At 33.2% G+C, this 14,455-nt stretch carries 12 protein-coding genes and 1 tRNA gene; 12 read left to right on the plus strand and 1 reads right to left on the minus strand.

All coding sequences use genetic code 11. The features are described 5' to 3' along the window. The first annotated feature begins 101 nt into the window (after positions 1–101). The 4 genes from purL (at position 102) to ACT3CE_RS11670 (ending at position 5,474) form a co-directional block, all read left to right on the plus strand. The gene (gene purL, locus ACT3CE_RS11655; protein WP_444709947.1) at positions 102–2,255 is read left to right on the plus strand and encodes a phosphoribosylformylglycinamidine synthase subunit PurL; all 2,154 of its coding nucleotides are present in this window, start codon (positions 102–104) and stop codon (positions 2,253–2,255) included. A 138-nt stretch (positions 2,256–2,393) separates the two neighbouring features. Continuing rightward, a complete protein-coding gene (ubiE, locus tag ACT3CE_RS11660; protein ID WP_444709948.1) occupies positions 2,394–3,122 on the plus strand; it encodes a bifunctional demethylmenaquinone methyltransferase/2-methoxy-6-polyprenyl-1,4-benzoquinol methylase UbiE in 729 nt (242 codons plus the stop codon). Further along, the gene (porT, locus tag ACT3CE_RS11665) at positions 3,097–3,870 is read left to right on the plus strand and encodes a type IX secretion/gliding motility protein PorT/SprT (RefSeq protein ID WP_444709949.1); all 774 of its coding nucleotides are present in this window, start codon (positions 3,097–3,099) and stop codon (positions 3,868–3,870) included. The genes ubiE and porT overlap by 26 nt, the downstream gene beginning before the upstream one ends. 29 nt (positions 3,871–3,899) lie before the next feature. Further along, entirely contained in the window at positions 3,900–5,474 is a 1,575-nt protein-coding gene (locus tag ACT3CE_RS11670) for an NAD(P)/FAD-dependent oxidoreductase (protein WP_444709950.1), read from the plus strand. Here ACT3CE_RS11670 and ACT3CE_RS11675 read toward each other — a convergent pair. Next, positions 5,471–6,241, minus strand: coding sequence for a TrmH family RNA methyltransferase (locus ACT3CE_RS11675; RefSeq protein WP_444709951.1), 771 nt, complete (start codon positions 6,239–6,241; stop codon positions 5,471–5,473). The two genes, ACT3CE_RS11670 and ACT3CE_RS11675, sit on opposite strands and share 4 nt — an antisense overlap. A 108-nt stretch (positions 6,242–6,349) precedes the next feature. Between ACT3CE_RS11675 and tamL the strand changes: the two genes are divergently transcribed. The 8 genes from tamL to ACT3CE_RS11715 all read left to right on the plus strand — a co-directional run bounded on the left by tamL (position 6,350) and on the right by ACT3CE_RS11715 (position 14,438). Continuing rightward, positions 6,350–8,740: a translocation and assembly module lipoprotein TamL gene (gene tamL, locus ACT3CE_RS11680; protein ID WP_444709952.1), complete on the plus strand. Its 2,391-nt coding sequence runs from the start codon at positions 6,350–6,352 to the stop codon at positions 8,738–8,740. A gap of 126 nt (positions 8,741–8,866) precedes the next feature. Then, positions 8,867–9,943 (plus strand): class II fructose-bisphosphate aldolase, encoded by a 1,077-nt coding sequence (gene fbaA, locus ACT3CE_RS11685; RefSeq protein WP_444709953.1) that lies wholly within the window; start codon positions 8,867–8,869, stop codon positions 9,941–9,943. A 144-nt stretch (positions 9,944–10,087) separates the two neighbouring features. Then, entirely contained in the window at positions 10,088–11,455 is a 1,368-nt protein-coding gene (locus tag ACT3CE_RS11690) for a sodium-dependent transporter (protein ID WP_444709954.1), read from the plus strand. Between the two features lie 55 nt (positions 11,456–11,510). Beyond that, the gene (locus tag ACT3CE_RS11695) at positions 11,511–12,602 is read left to right on the plus strand and encodes a helix-hairpin-helix domain-containing protein (RefSeq protein ID WP_444709955.1); all 1,092 of its coding nucleotides are present in this window, start codon (positions 11,511–11,513) and stop codon (positions 12,600–12,602) included. A gap of 183 nt (positions 12,603–12,785) precedes the next feature. Then, positions 12,786–12,977, plus strand: a complete 192-nt coding sequence (gene rpsU, locus ACT3CE_RS11700) for a 30S ribosomal protein S21 (RefSeq protein ID WP_054716146.1) — start codon at positions 12,786–12,788, stop codon at positions 12,975–12,977. Between the two features lie 83 nt (positions 12,978–13,060). Further along, a complete protein-coding gene (locus ACT3CE_RS11705) occupies positions 13,061–13,942 on the plus strand; it encodes a tyrosine-type recombinase/integrase (protein ID WP_444709956.1) in 882 nt (293 codons plus the stop codon). 17 nt (positions 13,943–13,959) lie between these two features. Next, a complete protein-coding gene (gene hpf / locus ACT3CE_RS11710) occupies positions 13,960–14,259 on the plus strand; it encodes a ribosome hibernation-promoting factor, HPF/YfiA family (protein ID WP_444709957.1) in 300 nt (99 codons plus the stop codon). Positions 14,260–14,364: 105 nt separating this feature from the next. Next, a tRNA-Thr gene (locus ACT3CE_RS11715) sits at positions 14,365–14,438 on the plus strand. The last annotated feature ends 17 nt before the right edge of the window (positions 14,439–14,455 follow it).

Here is a 14,455-nt window from a genome sequence, read left to right on the forward strand (position 1 = left end):
CTAATAAATTTACCTAGTAAAGGTAAAAACTAAGGTGATAATTCGTGTTCCTATCTTATTTTTTTTAAATTTAAATTATTCATCACCATAAATTTTGCACTATGGAAAATCAAGATGTTTCAATTCAATTAGCAGAAGACATAGGAATTAATAGAGATTTATATACTAAAATAACAGAAAATCTGGGACGCACTCCAAACCTGTTGGAATTAAAAATCTACGCGGTCTTGTGGTCCGAGAATATTGCTTATAAAAGTTCATCGAAATGGATTAATATTCTGCCTAATAAAGGAGAAAATATAATTTCCGGCGCTAGAGAATCGAGTGCCGGAGTTGTTGATCTGGGGAATGATGAGTATTGTGTGTTTAAAATGGGAACTCATAATCATCCATCAGGAATTGATCCTTACCAAGGGGCTGCAACTTGTGTTGGTGATGTGTGCAGAGATGTTATTTCTTTAGGTGCAAAACCTATGGTGGTACTAAGTTCTTTGCGATTTGGTGATGCATCTTTAGATAGAACAAAATGGTTGATGGATGAAATAACAAAAGGGATTCATGATTATTCCCAAAAAGTTCAGGCCGAAGCAATTGGAAGCGAAGTGTTTTATAACGCATCCTACGATACAAATCCACTAGTTAATGTTATGATTGCAGGCTTAATACACAAAGAGAAGTTGTTGTATAAGCGTAAGCTTGAAGCTGGACAATCCATTTTTATAGTCGGAAATCCTACTGGTTCCGAAGGAGTTTACGGTCAAGATGAAAGTTTTTCCATACCAAAAGGTAATCCGGTTTTAGGGAACTTATTAATAGAGGCAGTTTTGGAACTTAATCAGAAAGATGCTCTTGTGCGTGTCGAAAATATGGATATGGCTGGTGTTATTAGTTCTTGTTCTATTATTAGTGCTAATGCAAAAACGGGTGTCGATATTAATTTAAATAATATTCCTTTAAGCCAGGAGGGAATGAGTATTGAGCAAGTGTTACTATCTCGTACACAAGAGAGGCTTATGCTAGTGGTAGAAAAAGAAAAAAAACATGAGCTTAAAGAAGTGTTTGAGAAAAAAAATATTTTATGCGAAGAAATTGGATCTGTTACCAATAATAAAAATATCAGAATATTCGAAAACTCGGAGCTTATAGCCGAAATTGTAAGCAGAGATTTAATAATGGGATTTGGTGCTCCTCAAACGGACAGGAAGTTTTATACTGAAAAAAAAGAAACAAGTATTGATTACATAGAGAATATACCAGAGCCAGATAATTACTGGAAAGTGATTAACAAAATGGTTAATAATCCTAATCTTGTTGTAAAAGAATATTTACAGGGATGTATGGAAGATAGACAAAATTCTCCTTCCGATGCTCAAATTACAAGTTTAGGATCGGAGGATAAAATCTTATGCTTTACTGCATCGGGAAATTCAATTTATTCTTATAATGACCCAAATATAGGGGCGCAAATTAATGTAGCAAGAGCAGTTCGTAGAATTGTTTGTTCAGGAGCTAAACCATTAGCTTTAAACGATTGCTTGAATTTTGGAAGTCCATTAGAGGAAAATATTTATTCACAATTTGTTGAAACCGTAAACGGAATAGCAACAGCAAGTAAGGTGTTTGATATTCCGGTTGTTGGCGGAAATGTGAGTTTTTATAACGAAAGTTCGGTTCTTGGACAGAGAAAAGCTATTAACCCTACTCCTGTAATTGCTATGATGGGAATTGTACCTAAAAAGGAAAATCATATGTCTTACATATATAGAAATAAAGGAGATATGATTTTTATCGTTGGGAAATCCAGAAATGATATAGCCGGATCGGAGTATTTAAATTCTTACCATAATAAGTGTGAAGTAGGAATTCCTTCTTTTAACATAGAAGAAGAAAAGGAGATCAATACAATAATTGAAAAGTTAATAAATTCAAAATTAATTAGTTCTGCGCATAGTGTTGAACGAGGAGGTTTGTTTTTTAACTTGATAGAGTCGGCGATGCCATTGGGATTAGGTTTTGATATTACATCGCCTGCCGAAATTCGGAAAGATGCGTTTTTGTTTGGAGAATCTCAGGGAAGAGTTGTTGTGTCGGTTTCTATGGAAAATGAAGATGATTTTGTGGATGTGATGATGGAGAGTGGATTATCTTTTTCAACTTTAGGACATGTAACAAAAAGAGAGCTTAGAATTGACGATATATCTTATGGATATATAGATGAGTACAAGAAGATATATCGAAATAATACAGTAGGCTAATTGTTTTAAATTACACATTAATAGATAGAACAAGAAGCTGTTTTACTAGTTCTTTGTTTTTCATTCATTATATTTGTGCGCTCGTGGATATACTTTTCGCGATCGCATATTTTTTTAGAAACTATTTAAAATTTATCCGTGGTAAACCCATATAAAGATTTAGATAAAGGAAAAAAGGCTCAAGTGGCCTTGATGTTCAATAATATAGCCCGAAAGTACGATTTGTTAAACCATCTGCTTTCTATGGGAATTGATAAATTATGGAGAAGAAAGGCTGTCAAATTATTAAAGCCCTTGCAGCCTAAACAAATTTTAGATATTGCTACTGGAACAGGAGATTTTGCTTTAGCCAATCTAAAATTAAATCCCGATAAAGTAATTGGGATTGATATTTCTACGGAAATGTTAGCCGTAGGAAGAAAAAAAATAGCAAAAAAAAATCTTTCACATAAAATTGAATTGTTCGAAGGTGATTCTGAAAATATTCAGTTTGAAGACAATTCTTTCGATGCAATTACTGTAGCTTTTGGAGTGCGTAATTTCGAGAATCTTGAAAAAGGATTACAAGAAATGAACAGAGTGGTTCGGCCAGGAGGAAAAGTTGTTGTTCTTGAATTTTCAAAGCCTCGTAATTTTCCTGTTAAGCAGATATATAATTTTTACTTTTTTAAAATTCTCCCATTCTGGGGTAAAATGGTTTCTAAAGATGCTTCGGCATATACTTATTTGCCCGAGTCGGTAGATGCATTTCCCGATGGAGAGGCATTCCTAAAGATATATGAAAGATGTGGTTTTATAGAAACCAGACAAATTAAATTGAGTTTTGGTATTGCCTCAATTTATGTGGGAACAAAATCAGGGCAATAAAATTTACCTTTTTGGGTTATTATATAAAATTAAAATCTCCAGTTTGAAGAAAATACTCTTAATATTATTGTGCTTACTTAGTTTGACATCTGTCTTTTCTCAAAGTAGATATAAACCTGAAAGTATCTTGAATTATCAGAAAGTTGATCAGAAATGGTTACATTTTGGTTTTACTTTGGCTATAAATAATATGGATTTTGCTTTGTATAACTCTGGTAGAACAGATGCCAGAGCAGAACAAGTTACTTTTTCTCCGGGATTTTCTGTTGGAATTGTATCCGACCTTCGTTTACATGAAAACTGGTCTTTACGGTTTTTACCTGGGCTAGAGTTTGGAGAACGAACAATTAAATATTCTAATTTACCTGAAGAAGAGGTTACTGTCGAGTCTGTTTTGGTTAACTTGCCTCTTATGCTGAAATATCGGGCACGTAGATTAAATAATTATCGTCCGTATTTAATTGGAGGTGCCAGCTATAAAATAGATGTGCAGTCGCAAGATGCACTTGATCCGGATAATAATATGTTAGTACGTTTAAATACTAGTGATTTTTATTTAGAGTTGGGGGCGGGAGTTGATTTTTACCTGCCCTATTTTAAATTGGCAACAGAACTAAAATTTGCCATCGGATTAAGAGATATCTTAAATCATAATTATGATGTGGATAATCCCGGTTACGAAGGTTATACAGATGCCATTAGAGGCATGAATTCTAAAGTTATTACTCTTTCTTTTCACTTTGAATAGAAATACCTGATATTTAATTTTTCCTAAAGATGATTACTGAGATTGATATTGTTTTGAGTCCGAAAGAGGCTTCTGATGAAATTTTTTATAAGCCATTATTAGCTAATAAATTAAAAGTGAAGGATGAAAGAATTAAGGCGATTAAAATTCTTAGAAAATCGATCGATGCGCGCAGAAGAAATATCAAAATTAATTTAAGGTTTAAAATAGCCGTTGATGAGGCAATGCCAGCTTCGAAAGAAGAAGATTTTGTGTATCAAAATATAAAAAATAAGAAAAAGATAATTGTTGTTGGAGCCGGACCAGCAGGTTTGTTTGCTGCGCTTCGACTAATAGAGCTGGGTTTTTGTCCTATTGTCTTGGAACGGGGAAAAAGTGTCGAGGATAGAAAAAAAGATCTTGGGCAGCTTCATCGAACTCGTAAGGTTGATCCGGAATCGAATTATTCTTTTGGCGAAGGGGGAGCAGGAACATTCTCCGACGGTAAATTATATACTCGATCGAAGAAAAGAGGGAACCTAAAAAAAGTGCTGAATGTTTTGCATTATCATGGTGCGCAAGATGAGATTCTTTTTGACGCACATCCGCATATTGGAACCGATGTTTTGCCTAAGGTAATAGTTAATATGCGTAAAAGCATTTTAAAAGCTGGTGGTGAAGTTCATTTTTCCAGTAAGGTAGTCGATTATATTTTGGAAAACGAAAAGATAATAGGTGTTCGTTTGCAATCGGGCAAGATCATAACAGGGGAGTCGGTAATATTAGCAACAGGTCATTCGGCAAGAGATGTATACCGAAAGCTAAATGATATAGGTGTTGATATTGAAGCTAAATCTTTTGCTATGGGAGTTAGAATTGAACATTCACAGGAATTAATTGATCAAATACAATATCATAACCCTAATGGACGAGGGAAGTATTTGCCTGCAGCAAGCTATAGTTTTGTACAACAAATTGAAGGAAGAGGTGTTTATTCTTTTTGTATGTGTCCTGGAGGAGTTATTGTACCGGCAGCCACCGGCGATCATCAACAAGTGGTAAATGGCATGTCATCGTCGAATAGAAATACAGCTTTTGCGAATTCAGGAATGGCAGTTGAAATTCATACCGAAGATCTTAATGAGTATTCTAAGTTTGGCCCACTAGCAGGGATGAAATTTCAAGAAGATTTGGAAAAACAGGCTTTTATAGAGGGAGGTAGTTCTCTTAAAGCTCCTGCCCAGCGAATGAAAGATTTTGTTGAGGGTAAAAAAAGTGAATCCTTGCCAAAAACATCCTACCATCCAGGTGTTGTTTCATCGGAATTGCATAAATGGTTGCCTTCACATATTTGTTTTCGATTGCAGGAAGGTTTTAAAGCATTCGGGCGAAAATCGAAAGGCTTTTTAACCAATGAAGCCATAATATTGGGTGTAGAATCAAGAACTTCATCACCAGTGCGAATTCCTCGTGATCGATTTAGTTTTTTGCATACAAAAATATCAGGTTTATTTCCTTGTGGCGAGGGTGCTGGTTATGCTGGTGGTATTGTTTCGGCAGCCATCGATGGAGAACAATGTGCCGAAGCTGTAAATAGGTTTTTAAATCCAGAGCAGGACAATTAAAATTCCCGTCTTCTAAATTCAGAGCATATAATCGAACAGGCAACTGATACATTTAAGGATTCGGATGTGGATTCACCGATCGGGAAATTGGGAATAAATAATTTATGGCTAACGTATTTTTCAATATCTTCGGATATTCCCTTTCCTTCATTGCCCATAATAATAAATCCTTTGCTTTGCAGATCTGATTGATAAATGGTCTCACCCTCCAAAAAGGTTCCGTATATGGGGAAATTATCGGCTTTGTATTTGTTAATTAACTGTTCAATAGGAGTATAGGTTAATTTAATTCTTGAAATTGCACCCATGGTAGCTTGTATCACTTTCGGATTGTATAGATCTACAGTATTGGGAGAACAAAATATATTCTTAATTCCAAACCAATCGGCTATTCTAATTATCGTTCCTAGGTTTCCCGGATCTTGAATATCATCTAAAACAATAGACAAAGAAGATGATACCAGTTTGGAATCTATATCGAAGCTAGGGATTTTAAAAACTCCAAGTACTGGAGCCGGATTTTTTAGTGCGCTAATTTTTTTTAACTGAGAATTGTCAGTTTCTATTCTATTTTCAATAGAATTTAAATGTGCTGTAGTATATTGATTTTTCCAATCCTTAGAGTAGATTAAATAGGCAGCTTTTGTGCCTGAGTGTAGTAAATCAGTAACCAATTTATCTCCTTCCGCAATAAAGAGTTGATGTTGGTCTCTGTATTTTTTCTTCTGTAAACTGCTTATTAACTTGATTTGATTTTTAGACAGCACGATAAATTATTTGAAAATTGTAAGTGAAAAGCTCTCTTGTGTCAAGAATATATCATTGAAGTTAAGTATCTTTGTCATATTTTTAAACCGAAAATACTTTCAATATTCTTGAAACCATATTTAAAATACAAAAGTAGTTATAATTTCCCGATTTTTATTTTTTTGCTAAGCTTGCTTCTTAGCATAGCTTCGTGTTCTACCACAAAATATGTTGGCGAAAATGAGTATCTGTTAAACAAGGTGATTGTAAAATCAGATGATAATACGATTGCGATAAGTGATTTGAAAAAAAATATAAAACAGAAACCTAATTTGAAAATTTTAGGAATGTGGAGATTCCATTTGGGATTGTATAATTTGTCTGGGAAAAATGAAGCGAAAGGATTTAACAAATGGTTACGCAGAATTGGGGAGGTGCCAATAGTTTATGAAGACTTTCAAACGCAAAGATCACTTACCCAGTTAAAGATATATCTGCGAAAAAAAGGATACTACAATGCCGTAGTTAAAGATTCTGTTGTTTTTAGAAAGAAAAAAGCCAAAGTCTATTATTCAGTTACTGCCAATAAACCGTATCGCTATCGAAATGTTTATCGCAGACCAAATGAACTGCCTTATAATTTTCTAACTACCCAGCAAAGAAATGAGGAAATGGCAGATTCATCGATGATTAGAAATTATATAGCTAATGATAAACCAGACTCTAAAGTAAAATCGGGAGCAAAGGTAGACTCAGATATTCTTAGCGAAGAGAGAATGAGAATTTTTAAGTCCTTAAAAAATCAGGGATATTTTAATTTTTCTCGCGAGTATATTCACTTTATGATGGATAGTACCAATAAGGCACAGCAAATGGATGTGTTTGTGGGACTAAAAATCCCTAAGTCCCAAAAGGCAATTAAAAAATATAAAATTAATCAGATAGAGATTTTTACAGAGTATGATCCTAAAATGATATTGATGAACGATTCTTCGTATTTTAAACAATTGGATACTTTAAGTTACGAAGGAGTTGATTTTATTTATAGAAACACATTGAATATAAAACCTGAGGTTTTATTGTCTTCGGTTCTGATAAAAAAGAATGATTTGTATAATTTAACTTCCGTAGAGCAAACCTATAATAGATTACAAACGCTTAATCAATTTAAATTTTTAAATATTAAGTTTGAGGAAGATCAGGCTAAATCAACAAATGATTTTGGACAGCTGAATTGTAGAATTCAACTAACACCTCATAATTTGCAATATTATTCGTTTGAATTGGAAGGGACTAATTCTTCTGGAAATATTGGGTTTGCAGGTAATTTAAATTATCAGCACAAAAATTTATTTGGAGGTGCAGAGATTTTGGATATCCAATTTTCCACAGCCAGAGAAACGGTTAAGTCATCAGAACAAACCGATTTTAATTCATCGGAATATGGAGTGGTATCTAAATTGAGTATACCTAAATTTTTACTTCCCTTTTTTGATGCCGAAGAGTTTAGGAAGTCATACAATCCAAGAACTGTTTTTTCCTTGTCATATAATTATCAAAAACGTCCCGATTATACCAGAACAATTGCCGATGCGAGTTTCGGATATAATTGGAAATCTTCCAAATATATTAGGCATAACTTTAATTTAATAGAACTCAATTTTATTGATGTGAAAAATTTAAGTGAAGATTTTCTCGAAGATATTGATAATTTGTACATCGAAAATTCATTTACTGATCATGTTATCGCAACAACAAGATACTCTTTGACTTATAATGATCAGAATATCAATATTCCAAGAAATTATAATTATCTGAAATTTAATTTCGAGTTTGCCGGAAATACATTAAAAGCAATAGATAATATTTTGGGTAGATCGACAAAAAACGATTACGATTCAGAAGGAAATATAGAAGGAACTTATCATGATTTTTTAGGGATAAGATATGCTCAATATTTAAAAAGTGATATTGAATATCGATTTAACCATCATATTAATAAGGCCAATACAATGGTGTATCGACTCTTTCTTGGTTTGGGTTATCCTTATGGAAATTTAAAAGTTTTGCCTTTTGAAAAGAGTTATTTCTCTGGTGGAGCAAATGGTATTAGAGCCTGGCAAGTTCGATCATTAGGTCCGGGTTCTTATGTTGACGAGGATGCAACATACCCTAATAACACGGCAGATTTAAAATTAGAAGCAAACCTTGAGTATAGATTTAAATTATTTTGGGCTTTAGAAGGTGCTTTATTTGTTGATGCGGGAAATATTTGGGTTATATCAGAAAAAGACAACCGGGCTGGAGCAGACTTTCAGTTTAATAAATTTTATAAGGAAGTTGCTTTGGGAACAGGATTTGGAACTCGTGTTGATTTAAACTTTATTTTATTTCGAATTGATCTTGGATTAAAATTGCGCGATCCGTCCTTGGCCGAGAATAAAAGATGGATTATTGCAAATCGACCATTTAAATTCAATCAGCTAACTTTTAATATTGGTATTGGTTATCCTTTCTAGATTTCATTCGTTTGCATAATTTTCTTCTAACCAAAACGGTGTAAAATAGATTATTTCTTTTTAACTTCGTGGTGAAATTGAACTTTCCGACAATTTTTTAAGAACTATCCGATAAATTATATTATTATGAAACGAGTATTAGATGTTGTTAAGCCAGGTGTGGTAACTGGTGATGATGTACAAAAATTATTTCAGGTTGCTAAAGAAGAAGGTTTTGCAATTCCTGCGGTAAACGTTGTAGGAACAAACTCAATTAACGCTGCTCTTGAAGCTGCTAAAGAAGTAAATTCTCCAATTATTATTCAATTCTCGAATGGTGGAGCATCTTTTTTTGCAGGCAAAGGTATTAAAGCTGAAGGTCAGGCTGGAGCGATTATTGGAGCTATTGCAGGAGCGAAATATGTGCACACAGTAGCAGAACATTACGGAATTCCAGTAATTTTACACACTGATCATGCTGCGAAAAAATTATTACCTTGGATCGACGGTTTGTTAACTGCTGGGGAAGAGTATTTCGCACAAAAAGGAAAACCATTGTTCAGTTCTCACATGTTAGATCTATCAGAGGAAACTCTTGAAGAAAATATCGATACATGTGCAAAATACCTTGAGCGTATGGACAAATTGGGTATGACTCTTGAAATTGAATTAGGTTGTACCGGAGGTGAAGAAGATGGTGTTGATAATTCAGATATGGATAACTCACTATTGTATACACAACCAGAAGATGTGGCTTTAGCTTATGAAACATTATTAAAAGTTTCTTCTCGTTTTACAATTGCAGCTTCATTTGGTAATGTACATGGTGTTTACAAACCAGGTAATGTTGTGTTAACCCCAAAAATCTTATTAAATTCTCAGTCGTTTATTTCTGATAAATATTCAGTTGCTAAAAATACTGTTGATTTTGTTTTCCACGGAGGTTCAGGTTCAAGTCTTGAAGAAATTCGTGAAGCAATTTCTTATGGTGTGATTAAAATGAATATCGATACAGATACTCAGTGGGCTTGCTGGAATGGAATTCGTGAATTTGAAGCTAAAAATCACGACTATCTTCAAGGTCAAATTGGTAATCCTGATGGAGACGATAAGCCAAATAAAAAATTCTATGATCCTCGTGTTTGGTTGCGTGCCGGTGAGGTTTCTATGAAAGATCGTTTGGTTAAAGCATTTAATGATTTAAATGCTGTTGATCGTAACTAATCATTCTAAAATATATACAAGAGCCTGGAGTTTATCCAGGCTTTTTTTGTTTGGAGTAGTTCTAAAAAAAGAATGAGTTTAGGATTTAGAACTTAAAATTCGCAAATTTGAATTTACCCTAATTTATAATGAATATCATTTTGTATGTCTGAAGTATCCTCACTAAAAAGGGAAGTGTTTACAAGTAAATTTGGAGTGATTGCTGCTGCGGCAGGGTCGGCAGTTGGTTTAGGTAATATATGGAAATTCCCCTATATTACTGGTGTGTATGGAGGAGCAGCTTTTTTATTTGTCTATCTTGGGTTTATAGTTCTTATTGGTTTACCCGTAATGTTATCAGAATTTATTATTGGTAGAAAATCCGGGAGTAATATTTTTGGTGCATACAAATCCTTAGCTCCCAATTCTCCATGGAAATTAGTTGGATTGCTCGGACTTGCTGCTGCAGGAATGATTTTAGCTTTTTATGGGGTTGTTGCTGGTTGGAGCATTGATTATGTAGTAAAAGCATGCTCGGGAAGTTTTATGGAAAAAAATCCTACTGAGCTGTCTTTAATGTTTACTAATTTTATTCAGGCTCCTTTTACGCCAGTTATTTATCAATTGCTTTTTATGATTCTAACAATGGCAATTGTTGGTGTTGGTATTAAAGATGGAATTGAAAAATATGCTAAAATTTTAATGCCATTGTTAGTTGTATTAATTATAGTTCTTGATATTAGAGCCATTACATTGGATGGAGCAGGAGAGGGGTTAAAGTTTTTGTTCCATCCTGATTTTTCAAAATTAACTGCAGAAGGTGTACTAAGTGCATTGGGACATGCTTTTTTCTCTTTAAGTCTTGGTATGGGTACACTTGTAACTTATGGAGCTTATATCGATAGTAGTAATAATCTTGCAAAAACAGCAGTACAAGTTACTGTTGCTGATACATTAATAGCTATTTTGGCTGGTGTAGCAATATTTCCTGCAGTTTTTGCTTTTGGTATTGAACCAAGTAGTGGTCCAGGACTGGTTTTTATTACTTTACCAAATGTGTTTCAGCAAATGCCAGGAGGCTTCTTTTTTTCTATTTTGTTTTTTCTTCTACTTACGGTAGCGGCATTAACGTCATCTATTTCTATTCTTGAGGTGGTTGTTGCTTACTTTAAAGAAGAACTTAAAATACAAAGAAAGCTTGCCACAATTATTAGTACCGTTATAATTTCAATCATAGGAATTTTCTGTTCCTTATCAATGGGAATTCTTGAGGAGCATAAATTGTTTGATTTGAATTTTTTCGATTTGCTCGATTGGGTTTCTGCGAACATGTTACTTCCTCTTGGGGGATTGTTTATATCTTTATTTGTAGGATGGTATCTTGGTAAGGATAAGGTTAAGGAGGAACTTTCAAAAGGTTCGGTAGTAGTAAAATATCTATTATCTGTTTTTATATTTCTTATTCGTTATGTAGCTCCTGTAGCAATTGCAATTGTATTCTTAAATGGTATAGGTATAATTAATTTTGCTTAATCCTGTTCTTTTTTATAATATTAATAAGAGTTATTTTAATAGCCTTATTTAATTTATGTCGTTAAGAAAGAATATAAAAGAATATTTTACATATTCAACCGCCGAAAAAAGAGGTATTCTACTTCTTTTGATTTTGTTAGTTGGCATTTATATAGTACCTGTCTTTTTAAAATCTGATAATGGAGAGGAAATTGTTTTTGATGAGGAAAAACAAGCCGAATTTCAAAAAATGATAAAGGGTTTTGAAGGGCGTAGCGATCGTAAAAATGAAGTCAAATATTTTAAATTTGATCCTAATACAGCTAGCGAAGAACAACTTCGTAAATTAGGCTTTAAAGAATTTCAAATAAAAAACCTCAAGAAATATAGAAGTTTTGGAGGACGCATTAAAAATAAAAGCGATCTTCAAAAAATATATGGGATCACAAAAGATGATTATAATCGGCTTAAAGCATTTATTCAAATTAAGCGTATTGCTAAAAGGAAAATAGAAGAACAAGAAGCTAAAAAGAGAAAAACCTATTTATTCGCTTTTAATCCTAATGAGCTGTCAATTTCTGGCTGGGACAGTTTAGGTGTGGATAATAGGATTGCAAATAGAATTCAGAATTACATTAAAGCTGGTGGCGAATTTAATAGCAAGAATGATTTAAAAAGGATATATGGTTTTGATACCCTTGTGTTAGCTAAACTTATTCCATACATTAAAATCCCCAAACAGGGTGCCGCTAAATATGTAAGAGTAAAGAGGCCAATTAATTTGAATAATTGTGATACAACAGAATTAAAAAGCTTACCAGGAATAGGTTCTGTATTGTCAAAACGCATAATTAAATATAGAAATATGCTTGGTGGTTTTGTGCAAAAAAAACAATTGCTGGAAGTTTATGGTGTTTCAAAAGATAAATATGGTAAGATTATAGAATTACTTACAGTTGATACTACTCAAATTATAAAAATTAGACTTAGTTTTGTGAATAGCGAGAAACTATATCAACATCCATATATAAGTAGAAGGACTGCTGTTGATATAATACGTTATCGTCAAAAAACTGGCGGGATCAGAGTGGTCAGTGAGTTGAAAACCAATAATCTAATTGGCGATTCGCTTTACTTTAAATTACGTCCTTATCTTTCGATTGAATAGAAAATAGATTTTTAGCCAAGAAAATATTGGATATTTTGTAGTTTGCAGAAACTAACAATTTTACATGATTTCATAAGAAGAAGATATTTTCGATACTTTTATTCAAATAAATTTGAATAATACTGATTGAATTGATAAATTTGCGGCTCACTTAGAAAAACATAAATATTAAAGGAGAAAATTATGATTGTTATTCCTATGAAAGAAGGCGAAAATATTGAAAGAGCCTTAAAGAAGTTTAAAAGAAAATTTGAGAAAACTGGTGTAATCAAAGAGCTTAGAGGAAGACAGGTTTATAAAAAACCATCTATCAAAAGAAGAGAAGAGAAATTACACGCAATTTACGTTCAGCAAATGCAACAAGCTGAAGATTGATTTTCTTTTAGATTAATTCCTTGATGTCTTAATTTTTTGTATCTTAGTTTATCCTATAGAATAAGGATAAATATTCCAGATGTATGAGTTTTAAGGAATCTTTTCTATCTTATTTACAATACGAAAAACGATATTCAGAACATACTGTTTTGTCTTACGATTGTGATTTGACTCAATTTTTTGATTTCTTATTAAAAAGTGTGAGTGAATGTCAGGTTGAGAAGGTGTGTTTTAAGGATGTGAGGAAATGGGTTGTTTTCTTGATGAATGAAGGAAATAGTTCACGTACTGTGAATAGAAAATTATCCACTTTAAAATCTTTTTTTAAGTTTTTATTGCGCGAAGCAAAAATTGATACGAATCCAATGGATCGTGTTGTTGGTCCGCGTCAAGGGAGAAAACTTCCTGGGTTTTTAGCTGAAGATTCAATGCAGCTATTAAGGGAGATTGATTTTGGAAGTGGTTATGAAGGTGTGCGAGATCAATTGGTGTTAGAGCTATTTTATCAAACTGGGATGAGATTGTCTGAGTTGATGAACTTAAAAGAATCAAGTTTTGATCGCGGAACGTCTTCAGTTAAAGTATTAGGAAAAAGAAATAAGGAAAGGATCATTCCGACAAACAAAAGTTTAGAGAAATTACTCGATAAGTATTTAGATGTAAAACAAAAAACTTTTGATGACGGGAGTGATTTTCTTTTTGTAACTAAAAAGGGGGTGCCTGTTTACGAAAAATTGTTGTATAGGATAGTGGTTAAACATTTATCTAAAATTACAACAATGACCAAGCGAAGTCCGCATGTTTTGCGTCATACTTTTGCAACTCATTTATTAAATAATGGTGCAGAGTTAAATGCTGTAAAAGAATTGTTGGGACATTCTAATCTTTCTGCTACGCAGATTTATACTCATACTTCTTTCGAACGTTTAAATAATATATATAAACAAGCTCATCCAAGAGCATAAATTTTGGAGGAATAAATATGAATATAAACATTCAATCAATAGGCTTTGTTGCCGATGTTAAGCTGGAAGATTTTATAGAAAATAAGCTAGGTAAGATTATGAAGCTAAATGATGATGTATCTGGAGCTCAGGTTTTTCTTAGGGTAGAAAAGTCAGCCAATACAGAAAATAAAGTTGTTGAAATCAGTCTTGAAGCAAAAGGTGGTGAGTTCTTTGCTAAAAAGCAAAGTAAGACATTTGAAGAGTCTACAGATTTAGCTGTTGAGGCACTGCGAAAACAGGTTGTGAAACACAAAGAGAAGCTTCGTGCAAAATAATTGTAAAAAATGCATAATTATTTTGTGATAAGATTAAAATATATTTACATTTGCAAACCATTTTTAGGGAAAAATAGATCCTGTTAAATAAGTGGTTTGCATTTTGCCGATGTAGCTCAGCTGGCTAGAGCAGCTGATTTGTAATCAGCAGGTCGTGGGTTCGAGTCCCTCCATCGGCTCTGTTTAAAATATATTT

This window comes from Marinifilum sp. RC60d5 (assembly GCF_052400665.1).
Classification (GTDB): domain Bacteria; phylum Bacteroidota; class Bacteroidia; order Bacteroidales; family Marinifilaceae; genus JBQTGK01.

Excerpts from the sequence above, each read along its gene's own strand:
- ACT3CE_RS11695 (WP_444709955.1), top strand. The coding sequence starts at position 11,511 with ATGTCGTTAAGAAAGAATATAAAAGAATATTTTACATATTCAACCGCC.
- porT (WP_444709949.1), top strand. The coding sequence starts at position 3,097 with ATGTGGGAACAAAATCAGGGCAATAAAATTTACCTTTTTGGGTTATTA.
- ACT3CE_RS11705 (WP_444709956.1), top strand. The coding sequence starts at position 13,061 with ATGAGTTTTAAGGAATCTTTTCTATCTTATTTACAATACGAAAAACGA.
- fbaA (WP_444709953.1), top strand. The coding sequence starts at position 8,867 with ATGAAACGAGTATTAGATGTTGTTAAGCCAGGTGTGGTAACTGGTGAT.
- rpsU (WP_054716146.1), top strand. The coding sequence starts at position 12,786 with ATGATTGTTATTCCTATGAAAGAAGGCGAAAATATTGAAAGAGCCTTA.
- ACT3CE_RS11690 (WP_444709954.1), top strand. The coding sequence starts at position 10,088 with ATGTCTGAAGTATCCTCACTAAAAAGGGAAGTGTTTACAAGTAAATTT.
- purL (WP_444709947.1), top strand. The coding sequence starts at position 102 with ATGGAAAATCAAGATGTTTCAATTCAATTAGCAGAAGACATAGGAATT.
- ACT3CE_RS11670 (WP_444709950.1), top strand. The coding sequence starts at position 3,900 with ATGATTACTGAGATTGATATTGTTTTGAGTCCGAAAGAGGCTTCTGAT.
- hpf (WP_444709957.1), top strand. The coding sequence starts at position 13,960 with ATGAATATAAACATTCAATCAATAGGCTTTGTTGCCGATGTTAAGCTG.